Below are 16376 nucleotides of genomic sequence, written 5' to 3' on the forward strand. Positions count from 1 at the left end.
CTTGAAATTCTTTCTAAAAACTTAACGATAGCTCCATAGTTGGAACGGCATGTAATCGGTTCCGTCCAACCGAGGCTTCATTGTTGGCTTTTCAAGCCCAACGAAGCCTTTACTGTTAGCGGAAGTTATTTTGTAGTATTTCATATTTTAATATAGCGTCCTTGTCTTCTGGCTCTTTTTCAATATAGAGCTTTAGAAATTTTATTGCTTCTTTTTTTTGATTTGATACTCTATATGCCTCACTGATATTGTAATAACCATAAGTAGAGTTTGGAAAACTATGAATATTTAAGTTAAATAAATCTATTGCCTGATTGTACTTTTTTTCAAATAATAGTTTATAGCCATATCTTTCAATAAGACTTTCTCTTAATGAATATTTCTTTGAACTGCTTTCCATTTCGTTTATGGCAACCTCATAACCTTTATTGCAAACTGCTTTAATTATAACTTTAGTGTAAAAAAAGTTGTCAATTGTTGGCGTTGGACCTACCAATTGTTTTTTGATTAGATTGCTCACTTCCCAATAATTTTCAACCTCTCCATTTGTAAGTATTACGACAGTATAGCCCAAGTCAGGAAAAATCATTAGTTCACTGGCAATACCATCGTGTCCACCGGCATGTCCAATAACGCGGTGCCCGTTTATTGTGTTTTCTTGAAATCCATAGCCATACATTCCTTCTCTACCTTTATGCTTCACTTTGCCTGATGTATAAAGAGTTGCACTCTCTTTGCTAAGTAAAATATTGTTTTGTAAAGCATTGGCAAATTTTAGCAAATCGTCAGCTGTTGAATAGCCGCCACCGGCAGGTGTTCCTTTTGTTGGATTTAAAAAAATGTTGTTTTTCCATTGCCCAGGTTTTTCTAATGACATTGTATATCCAGTAGCCAGATTGGAAATAGCTTCATCTAACTCATAAGCATCTGTATTCATCATTTTTGCAGGTTTATAAATATTTTCTTTTACGAAATCGAAATAGTTTCTACCCGTTATTTTTTCAATGAGTAAACCTAAGACCATATATCCTGAATTACTGTACAGGAAATCAGAACCCGGAGTAAAAGATAGTTTTTGATTAACGAATAATGGAAGATAGTCAGTGACTGTTTTGAATTTTTCTTTCGCTAATTTGTCGTGTTCCTCCCAAAAACTGGCCATTCCTGAAGTGTGGGTTAATAGTTGATGGATTGTTACTGAGTCAGCAACAGCCTTATTTGCGTAGTCTGTAAGATATTTTCCTACTTTATCTTGAAGTGAAATTTTTCCGGCTTCCACCAATTGCATAACAGCCATTGCCGTAAACATTTTGTTCATAGACGCTAAATTGAACTTTGTGTTAGTTTTATTAGGAATGCTGTCTGGAAGATTAGCAAAGCCGAATGCCTCCTTATATATTGGTTTGCCATTTTTTGCAATAAGAATAACACCACTTAAATAGTTTTCTTTTTCGAGTACTCTTAATTGTTGTTTTATTTCATTAAGGTTTGGTTTTTGTGCAAATGTTAAAGTAGCCATTAATAGTAATACAAGTGTTAGAATCTGTTTCATCGGTTTTATTTTTTGCAATTAATAATTATTTTATTGAGCGTTTTATCTAGCAAGGCTATTTCTTCCAATGACAAACCCTTTAAAGCGGTCTGTCTGTTTAGCTGAACGATAGGTTCTATTAGTTCAATAGTTTTCATCCCTTTTTTTGTTATTTCAAGATTAAATTTTCTTCTGTCTTCTTGGTGAATAGTTCTAATTAGATACTCTTTTTGCACCATTAATTCGATCATTCTGGTGATGGATGCATTGTCTTTAAATATAAGATTTGCCAATTCATTTTGAGAAATTTTCGCATCCTTGTTAAGTATGATTAGCACTAAACATTGGTCTATGGTGATGTCTTTTACAATTTTAGAAATATTTCTCTGTGCTATTTTTCTATACTCTTTAATTGCTTGTTCAATTGTATAAAGTACTGTTCCTGTTGGATTATTAAGTTTCATAATTATTTTATTTGATGCAAATATAATTGATATATCAATATAAATTAAAAAAATTTAAATATTTTTCGAATATTTAAATTGTTCTTGGTAAATCTAGTTCCTGACAACTTTAGACAAATAATAACTTTTCGGAAGAAAGATCATAGCAAAAGCCACCACTCATAATTGGAAAACAATCCAAAAACTAATTGATTTGACAGAACTATACCGGTTCTAAATTCTTGTTTTATGTTAATCTTATCATTCTTATATCGTAAAACATTTGCAATTTCAACGTTAAATGATTTTATTTGGAAACGATAACAAAACCAAATCCAATCTATACTGAATGAAATCCTACACAATTCAAGAAATAAATGAGATTCTAAAAGGAGTAATAGTCGGGAATACTTCCCAAAAAATTACTGCACCTGAACAACTTGAAGCCGCTAATGAATCTGAAATTTCATTTATTGGAAACAAAAAATATGAAAAATTTTGGTCTGCATCCAAAGCTTGTGTAGCAGTCGTTAACGAAGACATATCTATAGAACCAGGAGAAGACAGGGCTTTTATAAAAGTAAAAAATGCTGATTTGGCAATGTCTCAAGTATTGGAACTTTTTGCACCTCCAACTCCATTATTTACTATTGATATTCACCCAACCGCTGTAATTGACCCAACTGCAACTATTTGTAATGGCGCCAGAATTGGTGCAGGTTGTTATATAGGACCTAAAGTTATAATTGGAGATAACACGACCATTTATCCAAATGTTACTATTCTTGATGAATGTACAATAGGAAAAAACACCGTGATTTGGTCAGGAACTGTTATTCGAGAGCGCTGTCATATTGGGAATGATTGTATTTTGCATCCCAATGCTACAATAGGTGCCGATGGTTTTGGTTTTCGTCCGGATCCACAAAGAGGTCTGGTTAAAATTCCTCAAATTGGAAATGTGATTATTGGTAACAGTGTTGAAATTGGTGCCAATACTTGTGTTGACCGAGGAAAATTCAGTTCTACCGTTTTAGGAGATGGTTGTAAAATTGATAATTTAGTTCAGATAGGTCATAACAGTAAATTGGGGAAATTCTGTATTATGGCTGGAAACAGTGGACTGGCAGGATCCGTGACTTTAGGAAACGGAGTAATTATTGGCGGAAGTGCTTCTATAAAAGACCATACAACTATTGGCGATGGTGCTATAGTAGGTGCTGGTTCCGGTGTTACAGGAGATATTCCAGCGGGAAAAACTATGTTAGGATATCCGGCTGTAGAAGCTCGAGATGCTTTGAAACAATGGGCAATTTTAAAAAGACTTGTCAATGAGTCTAAAAAATAAATACTTACTTTTTTATTAAATTCATAAAAAAACAGAAGTAAACTTCTGTTTTTTTGTTTTAATAGTAAACATACATTCGATTTTCTTCACAAACCAATTAAAATAATAAAATTTATTTAGTTGGATTTTGTATTTTAGCGCAAACTTTTTTAACACTATTTCATCATGGATTTGAACTTCAACAAAAACGAAGACCACAATAAACTTTTACTTTCAGCATTACGACAAAAATTAAGCGTAGTCAAACTAGGAGGTGGTGAAAAACGCATCCAAAAATTACATGGCGAAGGCAAAATGACGGCACGCGAACGTATCGATTATTTATTGGATCCAAAAGCTAAAAGTATAGAAATTGGAGCATTTGTTGGTGAAGGAATGTATGCAGAACATGGTGGCTGCCCATCTGGTGGAGTCGTAGTTAAAATAGGTTACATCAAAGGAAAGCAATGTATTGTTGTGGCCAATGATGCTACCGTAAAAGCGGGTGCTTGGTTTCCTATAACCGCAAAGAAAAATCTTCGTGCACAAGAAATTGCAATGGAAAATCGTCTGCCAATCATATATTTAGTGGATAGCGCTGGAGTTTATTTGCCTTTGCAAGATGAAATTTTCCCTGATAAAGAACATTTTGGTCGGATTTTTAGAAATAATGCCCAAATGAGCAGCATGGGAATCACCCAAATTGCTGCCGTAATGGGAAGTTGCGTTGCCGGTGGTGCCTATTTACCAATTATGAGTGATGAAGCCATGATTGTAGATAAAACGGGAAGTATTTTCTTAGCCGGAAGTTATTTGGTCAAAGCTGCCATTGGCGAAAGCATAGATAATGAAACGTTAGGAGGAGCAACTACACATTGTGAAATTTCGGGAGTTACAGATTACAAGGCCAAAGACGATAAAGACGCATTAGACAAAATAAAAAATATAGTTGACAAAATAGGTGATTTTGATAAAGCCGGTTACAGCCGAATTAAAGCAGAAAAACCAGCATTGGACGAAAATGAAATCTATGGTGTTTTACCAAAAGCCCGAAATGAACAGTACGATATGATGGAAATCATCAATCGTCTTGTTGATAATTCCGAGTTTGAAGCCTATAAAGACGGTTACGGTCAAACCATTATTACCGGTTATGCCAGAATTGATGGTTGGGCAGTGGGAATTGTTGCCAACCAACGAAAAGTAGTAAAAACTAAGAACGGCGAAATGCAATTTGGAGGTGTAATCTACTCCGATAGTGCGGACAAAGCCACCCGTTTCATCGCTAATTGCAACCAAAAGAAAATTCCTTTAGTATTTGTACAAGATGTTACCGGTTTTATGGTGGGATCCAAATCTGAACATGGCGGAATTATAAAAGATGGCGCCAAAATGGTAAATGCTGTATCTAATTCTGTTGTACCTAAATTCACGGTTATCGTAGGGAATTCCTATGGAGCCGGAAATTATGCCATGTGTGGAAAAGCGTATGACCCAAGATTAATTTTTGCTTGGCCAAGTGCGGAACTAGCCGTTATGGGAGGAACACAAGCAGCAAAAGTATTGGCACAAATTGAAGCTTCTTCGCTTAAAGCAAAAGGCGAACTGGTAGATGAAACTAAAGAAAAAGAATTATTCGATAAAATTAAAGCAAGATATGACGAACAAGTTTCGCCTTATTATGCGGCTTCACGATTATGGACTGATGCAATCATCGATCCTTTAGACACCAGAACCTGGATTTCTATGGGTATTGAAGCGGCAAACCACTCTCCTATTGAGAAGAAATTTAATTTGGGTGTAATTCAAGTTTAACTACTCATTTACAACAACTTAACACTTCATTTTGTATATTTATAATACTTTTAGGAACTATTAATATAGTTCCTAAAAGCATTTATAGTGCCCTAAAAAGTCTTAACCTAATTCGTTTTAATTATTTAAAATTAAAAGAAAATGAAAAAGATTTTGGTTTTACTAACAACACTATTATTGTTAGTGGGGCAGTTTATATATGCACAAAATAAAACCGAAAATGCTATTTTGTCAATGGATAAGAAACCCTTTTATCTAGAATCAGGTATAAACTTATCACTGCCCGTACATATAGAAATGTATCGAAGTCACAGACTTGCTGTAGGCGTAAATGTAAGAACCGGGAAAATAATTTCCAGAAAATTAGAACTCGGAATTCGATTCGATTATGATTACAGATTCATTAAAAAAAACAGTCGAATACTTACTCCCGAAAGCACATTGGAAGAAAGAGCTTTACACAGTAACTTTAGCTTGTTCAGCATTAAACCAAATGTTCAATTTAATTTAAATTCAAATTGGTATTGGGGAGCCGAAACCGGTGTAGGATACGCACTTTCAGATGAAGACGGTAAAATTGGATTGGGTTTTGTATCTGAATATGCCAGTGATCAACAATTTGGATTATGTTCGGGTCTGTATTTTGGGAAGTCATTTATCATTGGTGCTAAAAAAACCAAAGTAAACTTATCTATGGATTTGACTCAGTTTTTGGCTCATGGACATGCTGAAAACAGCCTTGGTTTAAGAATAAATTATCGATTCCTAAATTAAATAAGGCTACTTTAATTGTTAAAAATACGAAATCATTTTTTAAAATTTAACTTCTTTACTTACGCTGCAATTATAAATTAAGATGGCATTATTAGTAGTTTATTCACAAACGCTAGATAACTATTCATTTGAATACGGAAAATATTCAAAATTTAGTTTTCTTTAACAATTTTAAATTATTTAATTAAAAATCAGTAACTTAGTACTACATATTTTAAACTATAGTATTATGAACAGCGTAAAAAATTTAAACAAATGGGCGAATGCGCACACTTATTTAACCGTAGATTTGGTACGGATAGCACTTGGTGTATTTTTGTTTATGAAAGGAATCTCTTTTATAACGAACATCCAATATTTACATGATCTAATATCTCCAATTGACAGAATTGGTGGTGGGATGTTCCTCATTCATTACATTGCTCCAGCGCATATGGTAGGCGGTATAATGATTGCATTTGGTTTATTGACAAGATGGGCATTAATGGCGCAACTACCTATACTGATAGGTGCTATTATAGTAAATTTCATGGGAGAAATGCATTCCCAAAATTTACTTTTGGCATTACTGGTATTAGGAGTATGTGTGTTTTTCTTATTCTACGGAAGTGGGAAAAATTCAGCTGATTATTATTTTAAAATGCAGCAATAATTAAATAAAAAAGCTTCCTAAATTAGCGGAAGCTTTTTTTAGTATTTTAAATACTGTCTAGAATTTCTTTGCGTTTTATCTTCCCGCTTTCAGTTTCATTAAATTTAGAAACATAAAATACTTCTTTAGGTTTTTCATATTTGTCTAAACCATCAAAAATACTCTCGTCTAATATTTGATGTTCACCTTCAATAACAATAACTAATTTTTCTCCTAAAACAGCATCTTGTTTTCCAGTTACAAAAAATCTTGCGTTAATTTTATCAGATAACTTGTCTTCAATTTTCTCCGGAATTAATTTGATCCCACCACTGTTTATTACGTTATCCATACGTCCTAAAAAGACAAATTGATTTTCGCCTACGAGTTCCACTAAATCGTTTGTGACAATGGATTCGTTTGAAATTTTTGATGCAGTAATCACCAGACAATTTCTATCGTCTTGGGCAATTTTAATATTTGGCAAAATTGAAAAAGCCTCCTCGCCTATCTTCTTGGCTGCAATATGAGTAATTGTCTCTGTCATACCATAGGTTTCATATACTTTCGTTTTCAATTTAGAAAGTCCTTTTTCAAGAGCATTACTCATTTTAGCTCCGCCAACAATCATCTTTTTCACATTCTTTAATGCCGATAAAGAGTTTTGAGCTTGTAAAGGTACCATGGCAACAAAATCATATTTGGTATCATTTTGTAACATCGGATGAGAACTTGGCGCAACAAAATCAATATCGAGACCAAGAATAAAGCTCCTTACAAACATCATTTTTCCAGCTATATATTTAGTAGGTAAACAATGTAATGCTTTATCTCCGGGTTTTAAATCGAAAAAATCCCCCGTAGCGATTGCTGAATTGACCATAGCTTGTTTATCGATACGAATCAATTTCGGAGTTCCTGTAGTCCCGGAAGTATTCAATTCAATATACGATTTGTTATCAAACCAATCGAGTATAAAATCTCCCACTGATTTTTCGAACTCCTCTCCTTCTTTTATTAAACTGTACGCTACTCTGCATAAATCATTTCGATTCAAATGAAACCCATTTAGTTTAAAGAGGTTGTGGACATTATGGTACGTTATTGTATCGATCATGATTCCGTTTATTTTAAATTATTGAACCGTTTTAATGTTTAAATAGTTCCAGTTAATTTTTCTTTCCAATTAGTCCAGTTGTATTTTTTACTAAAGATAAATAAAAGTATTGGGTAAATAAGGACTACCGGTACTATTACATCTAATCCCGCTGAAGGATCCGAAATATCCTTAAAAATAGAATTGGTTTGAAATGCGGACCAATCTGATGTAACGAGTAAAGCACCAACTAAATTGTTGGCTGCATGAAACCCTAAAGCGAGTTCCATTCCTTCATCCATCAACGTAATAATCCCCAGTAAAAAACCTGTTCCTATGTAATAAACTAATACGATATGCCCTATTTTAGACACCTCGGGATTAAAAATATGCATTCCTCCAAAGATAACCGAAGTCATCAATAAAGGAAACCATTTATTTTTGGCAAGATTGGCAAATCCCTGCATCAGGTATCCCCTGAAAATATATTCTTCGGAACTGGTTTGAATAGGAATTAGAAGTACACTTATTACAGCTAAAATTGCAAATGGAATTGGTTTAAAATTGACTACAAAATCGCTGGGATTAGAAAAATAAAATAGCAATGTGGACACAATTGTAAAAACGGACCAAATGAAAAAAGAAAATCCGACTCTTTTCCAATCTATTTTGTCTCTTGATGTTGTTACCGAAAGCATCGTTTGTCCGTGTAAATAACGTACTACTAACACAATGCCAAGCATAATAAAAACGAATGAAATCAGGATTAAAAACAAAGTCAAATTAGAGTCAAAAAACCGCATTACTGCCTCATTACTTGTTGGATATGCCTTCCCATTAAAAGATGTTTCATACAAAACCCCTAGCAAAAGTGGTACCTGCCCAACAAATGAAGCGAAAATTATAAGCAACGAACCTACGATATATTTCCAAAACTTATTTTCTGATTTTATTCCTTGTTCTATAAACATCTATTTTTCGTTTAGTTTTTATACTTAATTAGTTTAGCAAATGTTACTTTTGTTACATCAATGAAAATCCTTGATATATCAATTTACAGTAACCTAATATATTAATAAATATGATACAAATATACCATAATTCACGCTGCGGAAAATCCAGAAATTGTCTGGCATTTGTAGAAAAATCAGAAAAAGAGTTTGAAGTCATCAATTATTTGATAAACCCTCCTTCATTTGAAGAGTTGTCTGCTATCATTCAAAAGCTAAATATAAAACCTATTGAATTAGTTCGCCAAAAAGAAATAATTTGGATAGAAAATTTTAAAGACCAAGAAATGAATGATGAACAAATTATTCAAGCTATGATTTCTAATCCCATTCTAATTGAAAGACCCATTGTAATCAATGGAAATACAGCAATTATAGGCCGTGAATTAGAAAAAGTAGCAACTTTTATTTTATAAAATCTCGAATTTTTTAATTAACATTTTTTTGTGATTTCTAGCGTTAAACCAAATTCTACTTTTACAATCTAAAGGTTGTAACCAAAGTTTTTTAAAATGAAAAAAATGAAATCCGTTTTAATTCTTGTTCTCTTTTTAACAACCCTGTTCAGTTTTGCTCAACAAGGTTCGAACCCAAAAATTAAAATTACCGGAAAAGTGCTTGAAAAAATAAGCAAGCAACCACTTGAATACGCGACAATCACTTTTTTAATTCCCAATAACCCAAAACCAGTTGCTGGAGGTATTACAAATCCAAAAGGAGAATTTGATATTGAGATTAAGCCCGGTATTTACGATATCAAAATTGAATTCATCTCTTTCAAACTGAATGAAATCAAACAGAAAAACCTTAAAGTAAGTACTAATTTAGGTGTAATCAGTTTAGAAGAAGACGCCAATCAATTGAATGAGGTTGTTATTCGTTCCGAAAAAACGACCGTTGAAATCAAATTAGACAAAAAAGTATACAACGTAGGAAATGATCTTATGGTAAAGGGCGGAACTGTAAGTGATGTTTTAGATAACATTCCTTCTGTTGCTGTAGATGTTGAAGGAAATGTAAGTCTTCGTGGAAACGAAAACGTAAGAGTACTTATTGATGGAAAACCATCAAATGCCATTAATATTGCTGAAGCGTTGCGATTAATTCCTGCCGATGCGATTGACAAAGTAGAAGTTATTACCAATCCATCTGCAAGATATGATGCCGAAGGTGGTGGTGGTTTATTAAACATTATCTTGAAAAAGGGAAAAAATCAAGGTTTAAACGGAACTTTTATAGCTTCAACAGGCTATCCTGAAACGTATGGTTTAAGCGGTACATTAAATTACAAATCCAAAAACTTCAATCTTTTCACCACTCAGGGATACAATGATCGTAGTAATCCCGGAAATGCTTTTACTAACACCAATTATTTAAATTCTGACAACTCCATTATCAATTCTGTAAATGAAACTAGAGAAAACGAAAGAAACAATAAAGGGTATAATGGAAACTTTGGAATGGAATGGTATCTAAGTGAGACTCTTTCATGGACGAATACTTTCAACTATCGAAAAAGTAATGGCGACAATGTAGATAACGTTTTCCAAAATTATTTTAAAGGAGACAATACTTTTGATTACACTCGTAATCGTATCAATGAAGAAAATAGCGACAGTGAAAACGTAGAGTTTGCAACAAACTTCACTAAAAAATTCAAAAAAGACGGTCATAAATTAACCATTGACGGTTCCTTTTCTACAAACGACGATGTAAATGATGCTATAATTACCGATAGAGCTACAAATACAAATGTGGTGAAATTTGACAATACCATCAACAATCAAACTCAAAACAGAAATTTACTTCAAATGGATTATGTATTGCCTTTTGGAAAAGGAAGCCAGTTTGAAGCAGGATACCGTGGTGATTTCTCAGAATTACTTACGGATTATCGGGTTGAAAATGACGGAGTAATCAATACTAATTTTACAAACACTTTAGAATACAAGGAAAAGGTAAATGCAATTTATACGCAATATGGTTTAAAAATCAATAAATTTTCGGCACTTTTCGGATTGCGTTTTGAGGATTCCAATATTGAAATCAATCAACTAGCAACCAATGATTTCAACACTAAAAAATACAATAACTTTTTTCCAAGTGCATTCTTCACTTATGAAATATCAGACAAAAGCAGCGCTTCTGTAAGCTATAGCCGAAGAATTCAAAGACCTAGAGGAAGAATGTTGAACCCGTTCAGCAACTTATCCAGTAACATCAATATTTTTGTTGGAAATCCTGATTTAGATCCCGCATTTTCAGATGCTATTGATTTTGGTTATATCAAAAGATGGGAAAAATTAACGTTCAACACGTCGTTATATTTAAATAAAACAACTGATGTGTTTCAATTTGCAAGAAGAGAATCAGGCGATTTCGTAAACGGAATACCAGTAACAATTAGTTCCCCTATCAACTTAGCTACGGAATATAGAATGGGTTTTGAATTTACATTAAACTATTCTCCATACAAATGGTGGAAACTAAACGGGAATTTCAATTTCTTCAGAAACGAAACTCAAGGAGATTTTACGTATACAGATTTCAACAATAATGAAATTGTACAAAATTTTGATAACACAGCCACTTCATGGTCCACAAGACTAACCTCTAAAATTTCGTTACCATACAAAATTGACTGGCAAACTAATGTCTCTTATAATGGTCCGCAAAACAGTGCTCAAGGTAGAAGTTTAGGTGTTTTTGGAGCAAACTTAGCGTTTAGCAAAGATGTCTTGAAAGACAAAGGAACACTTTCATTCAACGTTAGTGATGTATTCAATTCCAGAAAAAGAATGATGGAAACATTCCTTCCGGGATTTGCAAGTTCTTACAGTGAAATGCAATGGAGAGAAAGACAGTTTAGCCTATCGTTTACGTATCGTTTTAACAAACAGAAAAACGAAAAAGAACAACCTAAACGAAATCAAAATGAAAATGAAGGTGATTTTCAAGGATAAAAAAATAAGGACTCGTGAAAACGGGTCCTTTCTCTTTTTATACAAAAAGTAAAATATTAAGCATAAAAAAAGGACTCATTTTCATGAATCCTTTTTTTATTTAACAAACAGATTAAACTGATTGTTCTTTCTTTGCTTTTCTTTCTTTATACATTTCCCATAGAGCACCGCCAATCCAATATTGAACGAAACCTACAAGAAAAAACATTAACCAAAATCCTATAGTAAGAATGGTTAAGAAAAGTAAAAAGCCTAAGTACTGTGAAAATTCAAACATGTTTTCCGGAATTTTTGAATGTAGCCACAAATGTAAGTTTAATTCCTTTTCGTACCAATAAAAAAACATAAAAACTACCAATCAATTTTTATAAAAAAGGAATTATCCGTATTTTTGGGCTCAACTTTTAAAGTTAAAAATTATTGGTTAAGAATTAAACGTCTTTCGATAGCGCCTACTCTTATCACATAACCTTTAACGTATAACACATAACTTTCAAAAAAAAATGAAATTCAGAATAGAAAAAGACACCATGGGTGAAGTGCAGGTTCCAGCTGATAAATATTGGGGCGCACAGACAGAACGTTCAAGAAATAACTTCAAAATAGGTCCATCGGCTTCCATGCCAAAAGAAATTATTGAAGGTTTTGCGTATCTTAAAAAAGCAGCTGCTTATGCCAATTGCGATTTAGGTGTTTTACCTGTCGAAAAACGTGACGCCATTGGTGCTGTTTGTGACGAAATTCTAGCTGGAAAATTAGATAACGAATTTCCATTGGTGATTTGGCAAACTGGTTCAGGTACGCAAAGTAACATGAACGTAAATGAAGTAGTTGCTAATCGTGCACAAGTATTAAAAGGATTCAACATTGGCGAAGGCGAGCAATTTATCAAAGCCAATGATGATGTAAATAAATCACAATCTTCAAATGACACCTTCCCTACCGGAATGCACATTGCGGCTTACAAAGCTGTTGTAGAAATCACGATTCCAGGTGTTGAAAAGCTAAGAGATACACTTCATGCTAAAGCAGTTGAATTTAATACTGTAGTTAAAATTGGTCGTACGCATTTAATGGATGCTACGCCACTTACATTAGGACAGGAAATTTCAGGATATGTAGCGCAATTGAACTACGGTTTGAAAGCAGTTAAAAACACGTTGGCACACTTATCAGAAGTGGCTTTAGGAGGAACAGCAGTAGGTACAGGATTGAATACTCCTGATGGATATGATGTAAAAGTTGCCGAATATATTGCTGAATTTACAGGACATCCATTTGTAACTGCCGAAAATAAATTTGAGGCTTTAGCAGCACATGATGCCATCGTAGAAACGCACGGTGCACTAAAGCAACTGGCGGTTTCATTGAATAAAATTGCCAATGATGTACGAATGTTGGCTTCAGGACCACGTTCAGGAATTGGAGAAATCCTTATTCCGGAAAATGAACCGGGTTCTTCTATCATGCCAGGAAAAGTAAACCCAACACAATGTGAAGCATTAACGATGGTTTGCGCACAAGTTATGGGGAATGATGTTGCTATTTCTGTTGGTGGAATGCAAGGTCATTATGAGTTGAATGTTTTCAAACCGCTGATGGCCGCAAACTTCTTGCAATCAGCGAGATTACTTGGTGATGCTTGTATGTCTTTTGACGAACACTGCGCTCAAGGTATTGCACCTAACTACAAACGTATTAAAGAATTGGTTGACAATTCATTGATGTTAGTTACCGCTTTGAACACTAAAATTGGGTATTACAAATCTGCTGAGATTGCTCAAACTGCACATAAAAACGGGACAACATTGAAAGAAGAAGCTGTTCGTTTGGGGTATGTAACTCCAGAAGATTTTGATGCTTGGGTAAAACCGGAAGATATGGTGGGAAGCTTGAAATAATTATAAATTTTAGGTTGAAACGCACTGCGGTGCTTCTCTACTAAATTAAAACCCCTGCAATGTTTATCATTACAGGGGTTTTCTATTATTAATCTTTTTTATTAAAAGTAGAGAGGCACTGCAGCCTCTCTACTATATAATTACAAAATTTGTGACAATTATAAACACCTTTCGATTAGGCATTTATAATTATTTCCCGTCGACGTAATCTTGTAAATAACTAAATCTTGGAGTCAGTTTTCCTTTTTCGGTGATTTTCGCTCTTTGCAAAATCCCTTCTTTATCTTCATTGAAAAATGCAGGAATTACATGCTCCATAAACATTTCACCAAAGCCTTCGCTGGCATCTTTTGGCAATTCACAGGGTAAATTATCAACCGCCATAACTACAATTGCCGCAGGATGAAAAACATCAACTTCTTTATCTTCACTTGGTAAATACCCGTATAAAGGTTCCGCAATTGTTGATGATCTTAGCGTGCATGCTATTGGACCATTGACATCACAGGAAACATCTGCAACGACTTTGATTTTGCAATCTTTGGACAGAAGCATTTCACGCGTAAGAATTACTGGAGCGTCATTGGCATGAAAATGTCCCGTAATATAAATGTCCGAAACTTTAGTGAATCGTTCAAAATCAGAAACGTACTCTTGTGGATTATCATAAAAATCAGTAAAATCCAATACTTGTCCGTCTTTGCGCTTGTTGTATTCTAATACATCAATTTGGGTGTAAACGGGTTGTGTGTAGTTCTTTGTCAAATAATTTTCAACTGAAACTTCTTTTATTTTTATGGCATCCAGAATCTCTTTTGCCCCATTACCAACTTTTCCTGTACCTGTAATCACGAATTTCAAAGGTGGCAACACCAATCGTTTTAAATGCGCAATTAAAGCCTCTTTTCCCGAAAGTGTTTCTGCTTTTGGCAATTTAAATAATTCGAATTTTATTCCAAAAGCTCTTATGCTATTATAGGCACCAACAATTCCAGCATATCGTCCAAAACCAATTAACCTGCGATTATGAGAATCAACAATGGTTTCATGATCGTATAAATCAATATTTTTTTCTAAAATGGCCTGCAATAACTTTCTATTGTAAGGCTGTTTTTTTATGGTATGGGAGAAAAAGAAATACGCTTTATTAGGAATTAAATCTTCAACCGGAACTTCTTTTACCCCAAATAAAACATCACAATCACTGATATCATTGGTTACTTCAATTCCTAAGTTTTTATATTGCTCATCCGTAAAAACCCGAATATCGGAACTTTCTACTTTTATAGAAACACCTTGATATAGCTGTTTTAATCTGGCCAATTCATTTGGTGAGAAAATAACTCTTCTGTCAGGTGGGTTTTTTCTTTCTTTTAAGATTCCGAGTTTCATATTTTTAATGCTTTTGATTTGGTTTTATTATAACTTTATTTGGTTTATTTGTTACAAATATAACAATTTAAACCAAATTGAATTTATTTTTTTAATAAAATACACAAGCCAGAAACTACTAGTAGCTGATGCACAAAATAATACAAAAAATGGCTCTTCCTAAGTACTGCTAAAATAGTGTTAAGGTTTCAAAAAAACAACGCCTCAAAAGACATTGATTCTATATATTTGCCTTTCTAGTACCACAGAAATGAATTTTATAAAAAAAACAAATATACTACATATATTCCTCCTCTTTTTGGTTTTGAGTTCTTGCAATAAGGAGAAAAAGAAAATAGAATTAAGTGATGCCCAACTCCCAAAGAGTACATTGCCTAAGATGAAGCCGTTAAGCAAACCAGAGACAAAATTAACTGCCGAATACATTAATTCAAAAAAAGCATCCGTTGACGCTTTTTACAAAAAAAACTGGCCCAACAATAGTGCAAACGGAAGTTTTCTGGTGGCTAAAAATGGCCAAATTATTTATGAAAAATACGAAGGCTACTCTAATTTCAGAGATAAAACATTAATTACTAAATCTACTCCCCTACACATTGCCTCTGTGAGTAAAGTAATTACGGCAACCGCTATTTTAAAATTAATAAATGCCAAAAGAATCGACTTGGATCAAAAGGTGAATACCATCTTGAAAGAGTTTCCTTATCCGGATGTTACGATAAAAACATTGTTGAACCACAGAAGCGGCATGCGTAATTATGCCTATTTTACGGATCGTGACAAAACTATTTGGGATAGGCACAACATACTTACCAATCAAGATATCCTGACTATCATGGCAACAAAGGATATTGGTTTAGAATTTAAAACCGACACCCGTTTTAGTTATTGCAATACTAATTATGCCATGTTGGCATTAATAATTGAAAAAACCACAAAACTCCCTTACAAAGATGCCATGAAACAAATCATTTTTGAACCATTAGGCATGAAAAATACGTATGTTTTTGACTATGAAAAGGATAAAGATACTGCTGTTACTTCCTATAAAGGAAATAAAGTAGAAATAGGGAAAGATTACTTAGATGCGGTTTATGGAGATAAAAATATCTACTCTACACCGCGTGATTTATTAAAATTTGACAGAGCGAGAAATAGTTCCGATTTTTTAACGCCTGAGCTGCAAAGTCAAGTATACAAAGGATATAGTAATGAGCGCAAAGGAACTAAAAACTATGGTCTTGGTATTAGAATGGTCAATTGGGAGACAGGGCAAAATTTTTATTTCCACAACGGTTGGTGGCATGGTAACACATCTGCTTATATTACTTTGAGAAAAGAAAGCGTTACCATTATTGCATTATCCAATAAATTTACCCGAAAAACATATGACGTTAGAAAATTAGCCGTTTTATTTGGGGACTATCCGTTCAAATTAAAAGACGAATAAAAAAAAGGAATGATTTTTGAAATAGAGTTGTTAGTTTAGCACT

14 protein-coding genes are annotated in these 16376 nt (G+C 33.6%); 8 read left to right on the top strand and 6 right to left on the bottom strand.

Annotated features, from left to right (window positions below; genetic code table 11):
* Positions 1-115 precede the first annotated feature (115 nt).
* Entirely contained in the window at positions 116-1552 is a 1437-nt protein-coding gene (locus ACNQGX_RS15755; protein WP_417977830.1) for a serine hydrolase, read from the bottom strand.
* Positions 1553-1557: 5 nt separating this feature from the next.
* Positions 1558-1995 carry a MarR family winged helix-turn-helix transcriptional regulator gene (locus ACNQGX_RS15760; RefSeq protein WP_417977832.1) on the bottom strand — a complete coding sequence of 146 codons (438 nt, stop codon included), beginning with the start codon at positions 1993-1995 and terminating at the stop codon, positions 1558-1560.
* A gap of 328 nt (positions 1996-2323) precedes the next feature.
* Here ACNQGX_RS15760 and lpxD point away from each other — a divergent pair, with 328 nt between their 5' ends.
* The 4 genes from lpxD to ACNQGX_RS15780 all read left to right on the top strand — a co-directional run bounded on the left by lpxD (position 2324) and on the right by ACNQGX_RS15780 (position 6542).
* Positions 2324-3322: a UDP-3-O-(3-hydroxymyristoyl)glucosamine N-acyltransferase gene (gene lpxD / locus ACNQGX_RS15765; protein ID WP_417977834.1), complete on the top strand. Its 999-nt coding sequence runs from the start codon at positions 2324-2326 to the stop codon at positions 3320-3322.
* Between the two features lie 165 nt (positions 3323-3487).
* Positions 3488-5116, top strand: coding sequence for an acyl-CoA carboxylase subunit beta (locus ACNQGX_RS15770; protein WP_417977836.1), 1629 nt, complete (start codon positions 3488-3490; stop codon positions 5114-5116).
* Between the two features lie 141 nt (positions 5117-5257).
* The gene (locus tag ACNQGX_RS15775; protein WP_417977838.1) at positions 5258-5890 is read left to right on the top strand and encodes a hypothetical protein; all 633 of its coding nucleotides are present in this window, start codon (positions 5258-5260) and stop codon (positions 5888-5890) included.
* 229 nt (positions 5891-6119) lie between these two features.
* On the top strand, positions 6120-6542 hold the full coding sequence (locus ACNQGX_RS15780) for a DoxX family protein (RefSeq protein WP_131915805.1): 423 nt from the start codon (positions 6120-6122) through the stop codon (positions 6540-6542).
* Between the two features lie 46 nt (positions 6543-6588).
* Here the strand turns inward: ACNQGX_RS15780 and ACNQGX_RS15785 are convergent, their stop codons facing one another.
* Together ACNQGX_RS15785 and ACNQGX_RS15790 are read right to left on the bottom strand one after the other, a co-directional pair.
* Positions 6589-7638 (bottom strand): AMP-binding protein, encoded by a 1050-nt coding sequence (locus ACNQGX_RS15785; protein ID WP_417977840.1) that lies wholly within the window; start codon positions 7636-7638, stop codon positions 6589-6591.
* Positions 7639-7676: 38 nt separating this feature from the next.
* Positions 7677-8588 (bottom strand): CPBP family glutamic-type intramembrane protease, encoded by a 912-nt coding sequence (locus ACNQGX_RS15790; protein WP_417977842.1) that lies wholly within the window; start codon positions 8586-8588, stop codon positions 7677-7679.
* Positions 8589-8698: 110 nt separating this feature from the next.
* On the opposite strand from ACNQGX_RS15790, the gene ACNQGX_RS15795 reads away from it, so the two are divergent.
* On the top strand, positions 8699-9043 hold the full coding sequence (locus ACNQGX_RS15795) for an arsenate reductase family protein (RefSeq protein WP_417977844.1): 345 nt from the start codon (positions 8699-8701) through the stop codon (positions 9041-9043).
* 105 nt (positions 9044-9148) lie between these two features.
* The gene (locus tag ACNQGX_RS15800) at positions 9149-11590 is read left to right on the top strand and encodes a TonB-dependent receptor (RefSeq protein WP_417977846.1); all 2442 of its coding nucleotides are present in this window, start codon (positions 9149-9151) and stop codon (positions 11588-11590) included.
* A 112-nt stretch (positions 11591-11702) separates the two neighbouring features.
* Here ACNQGX_RS15800 and ACNQGX_RS15805 read toward each other — a convergent pair whose 3' ends face one another.
* On the bottom strand, positions 11703-11867 hold the full coding sequence (locus ACNQGX_RS15805; protein ID WP_091170588.1) for a hypothetical protein: 165 nt from the start codon (positions 11865-11867) through the stop codon (positions 11703-11705).
* A gap of 226 nt (positions 11868-12093) precedes the next feature.
* On the opposite strand from ACNQGX_RS15805, the gene fumC reads away from it, so the two are divergent.
* Complete coding sequence (gene fumC, locus ACNQGX_RS15810; RefSeq protein ID WP_417977848.1) at positions 12094-13491, top strand: class II fumarate hydratase; 1398 nt, start codon at positions 12094-12096, stop codon at positions 13489-13491.
* A 189-nt stretch (positions 13492-13680) separates the two neighbouring features.
* Here fumC and ACNQGX_RS15815 read toward each other — a convergent pair whose 3' ends face one another.
* Positions 13681-14883, bottom strand: coding sequence for an NAD(P)-dependent oxidoreductase (locus tag ACNQGX_RS15815; RefSeq protein ID WP_417977850.1), 1203 nt, complete (start codon positions 14881-14883; stop codon positions 13681-13683).
* A 250-nt stretch (positions 14884-15133) separates the two neighbouring features.
* Between ACNQGX_RS15815 and ACNQGX_RS15820 the strand changes: the two genes are divergently transcribed.
* Entirely contained in the window at positions 15134-16333 is a 1200-nt protein-coding gene (locus ACNQGX_RS15820; protein ID WP_417977851.1) for a serine hydrolase domain-containing protein, read from the top strand.
* Positions 16334-16376 lie beyond the last annotated feature (43 nt).

It is taken from the genome of Flavobacterium glycogeni (assembly GCF_048286775.1).
In the GTDB taxonomy this organism is placed as follows: Bacteria; Bacteroidota; Bacteroidia; order Flavobacteriales; family Flavobacteriaceae; genus Flavobacterium.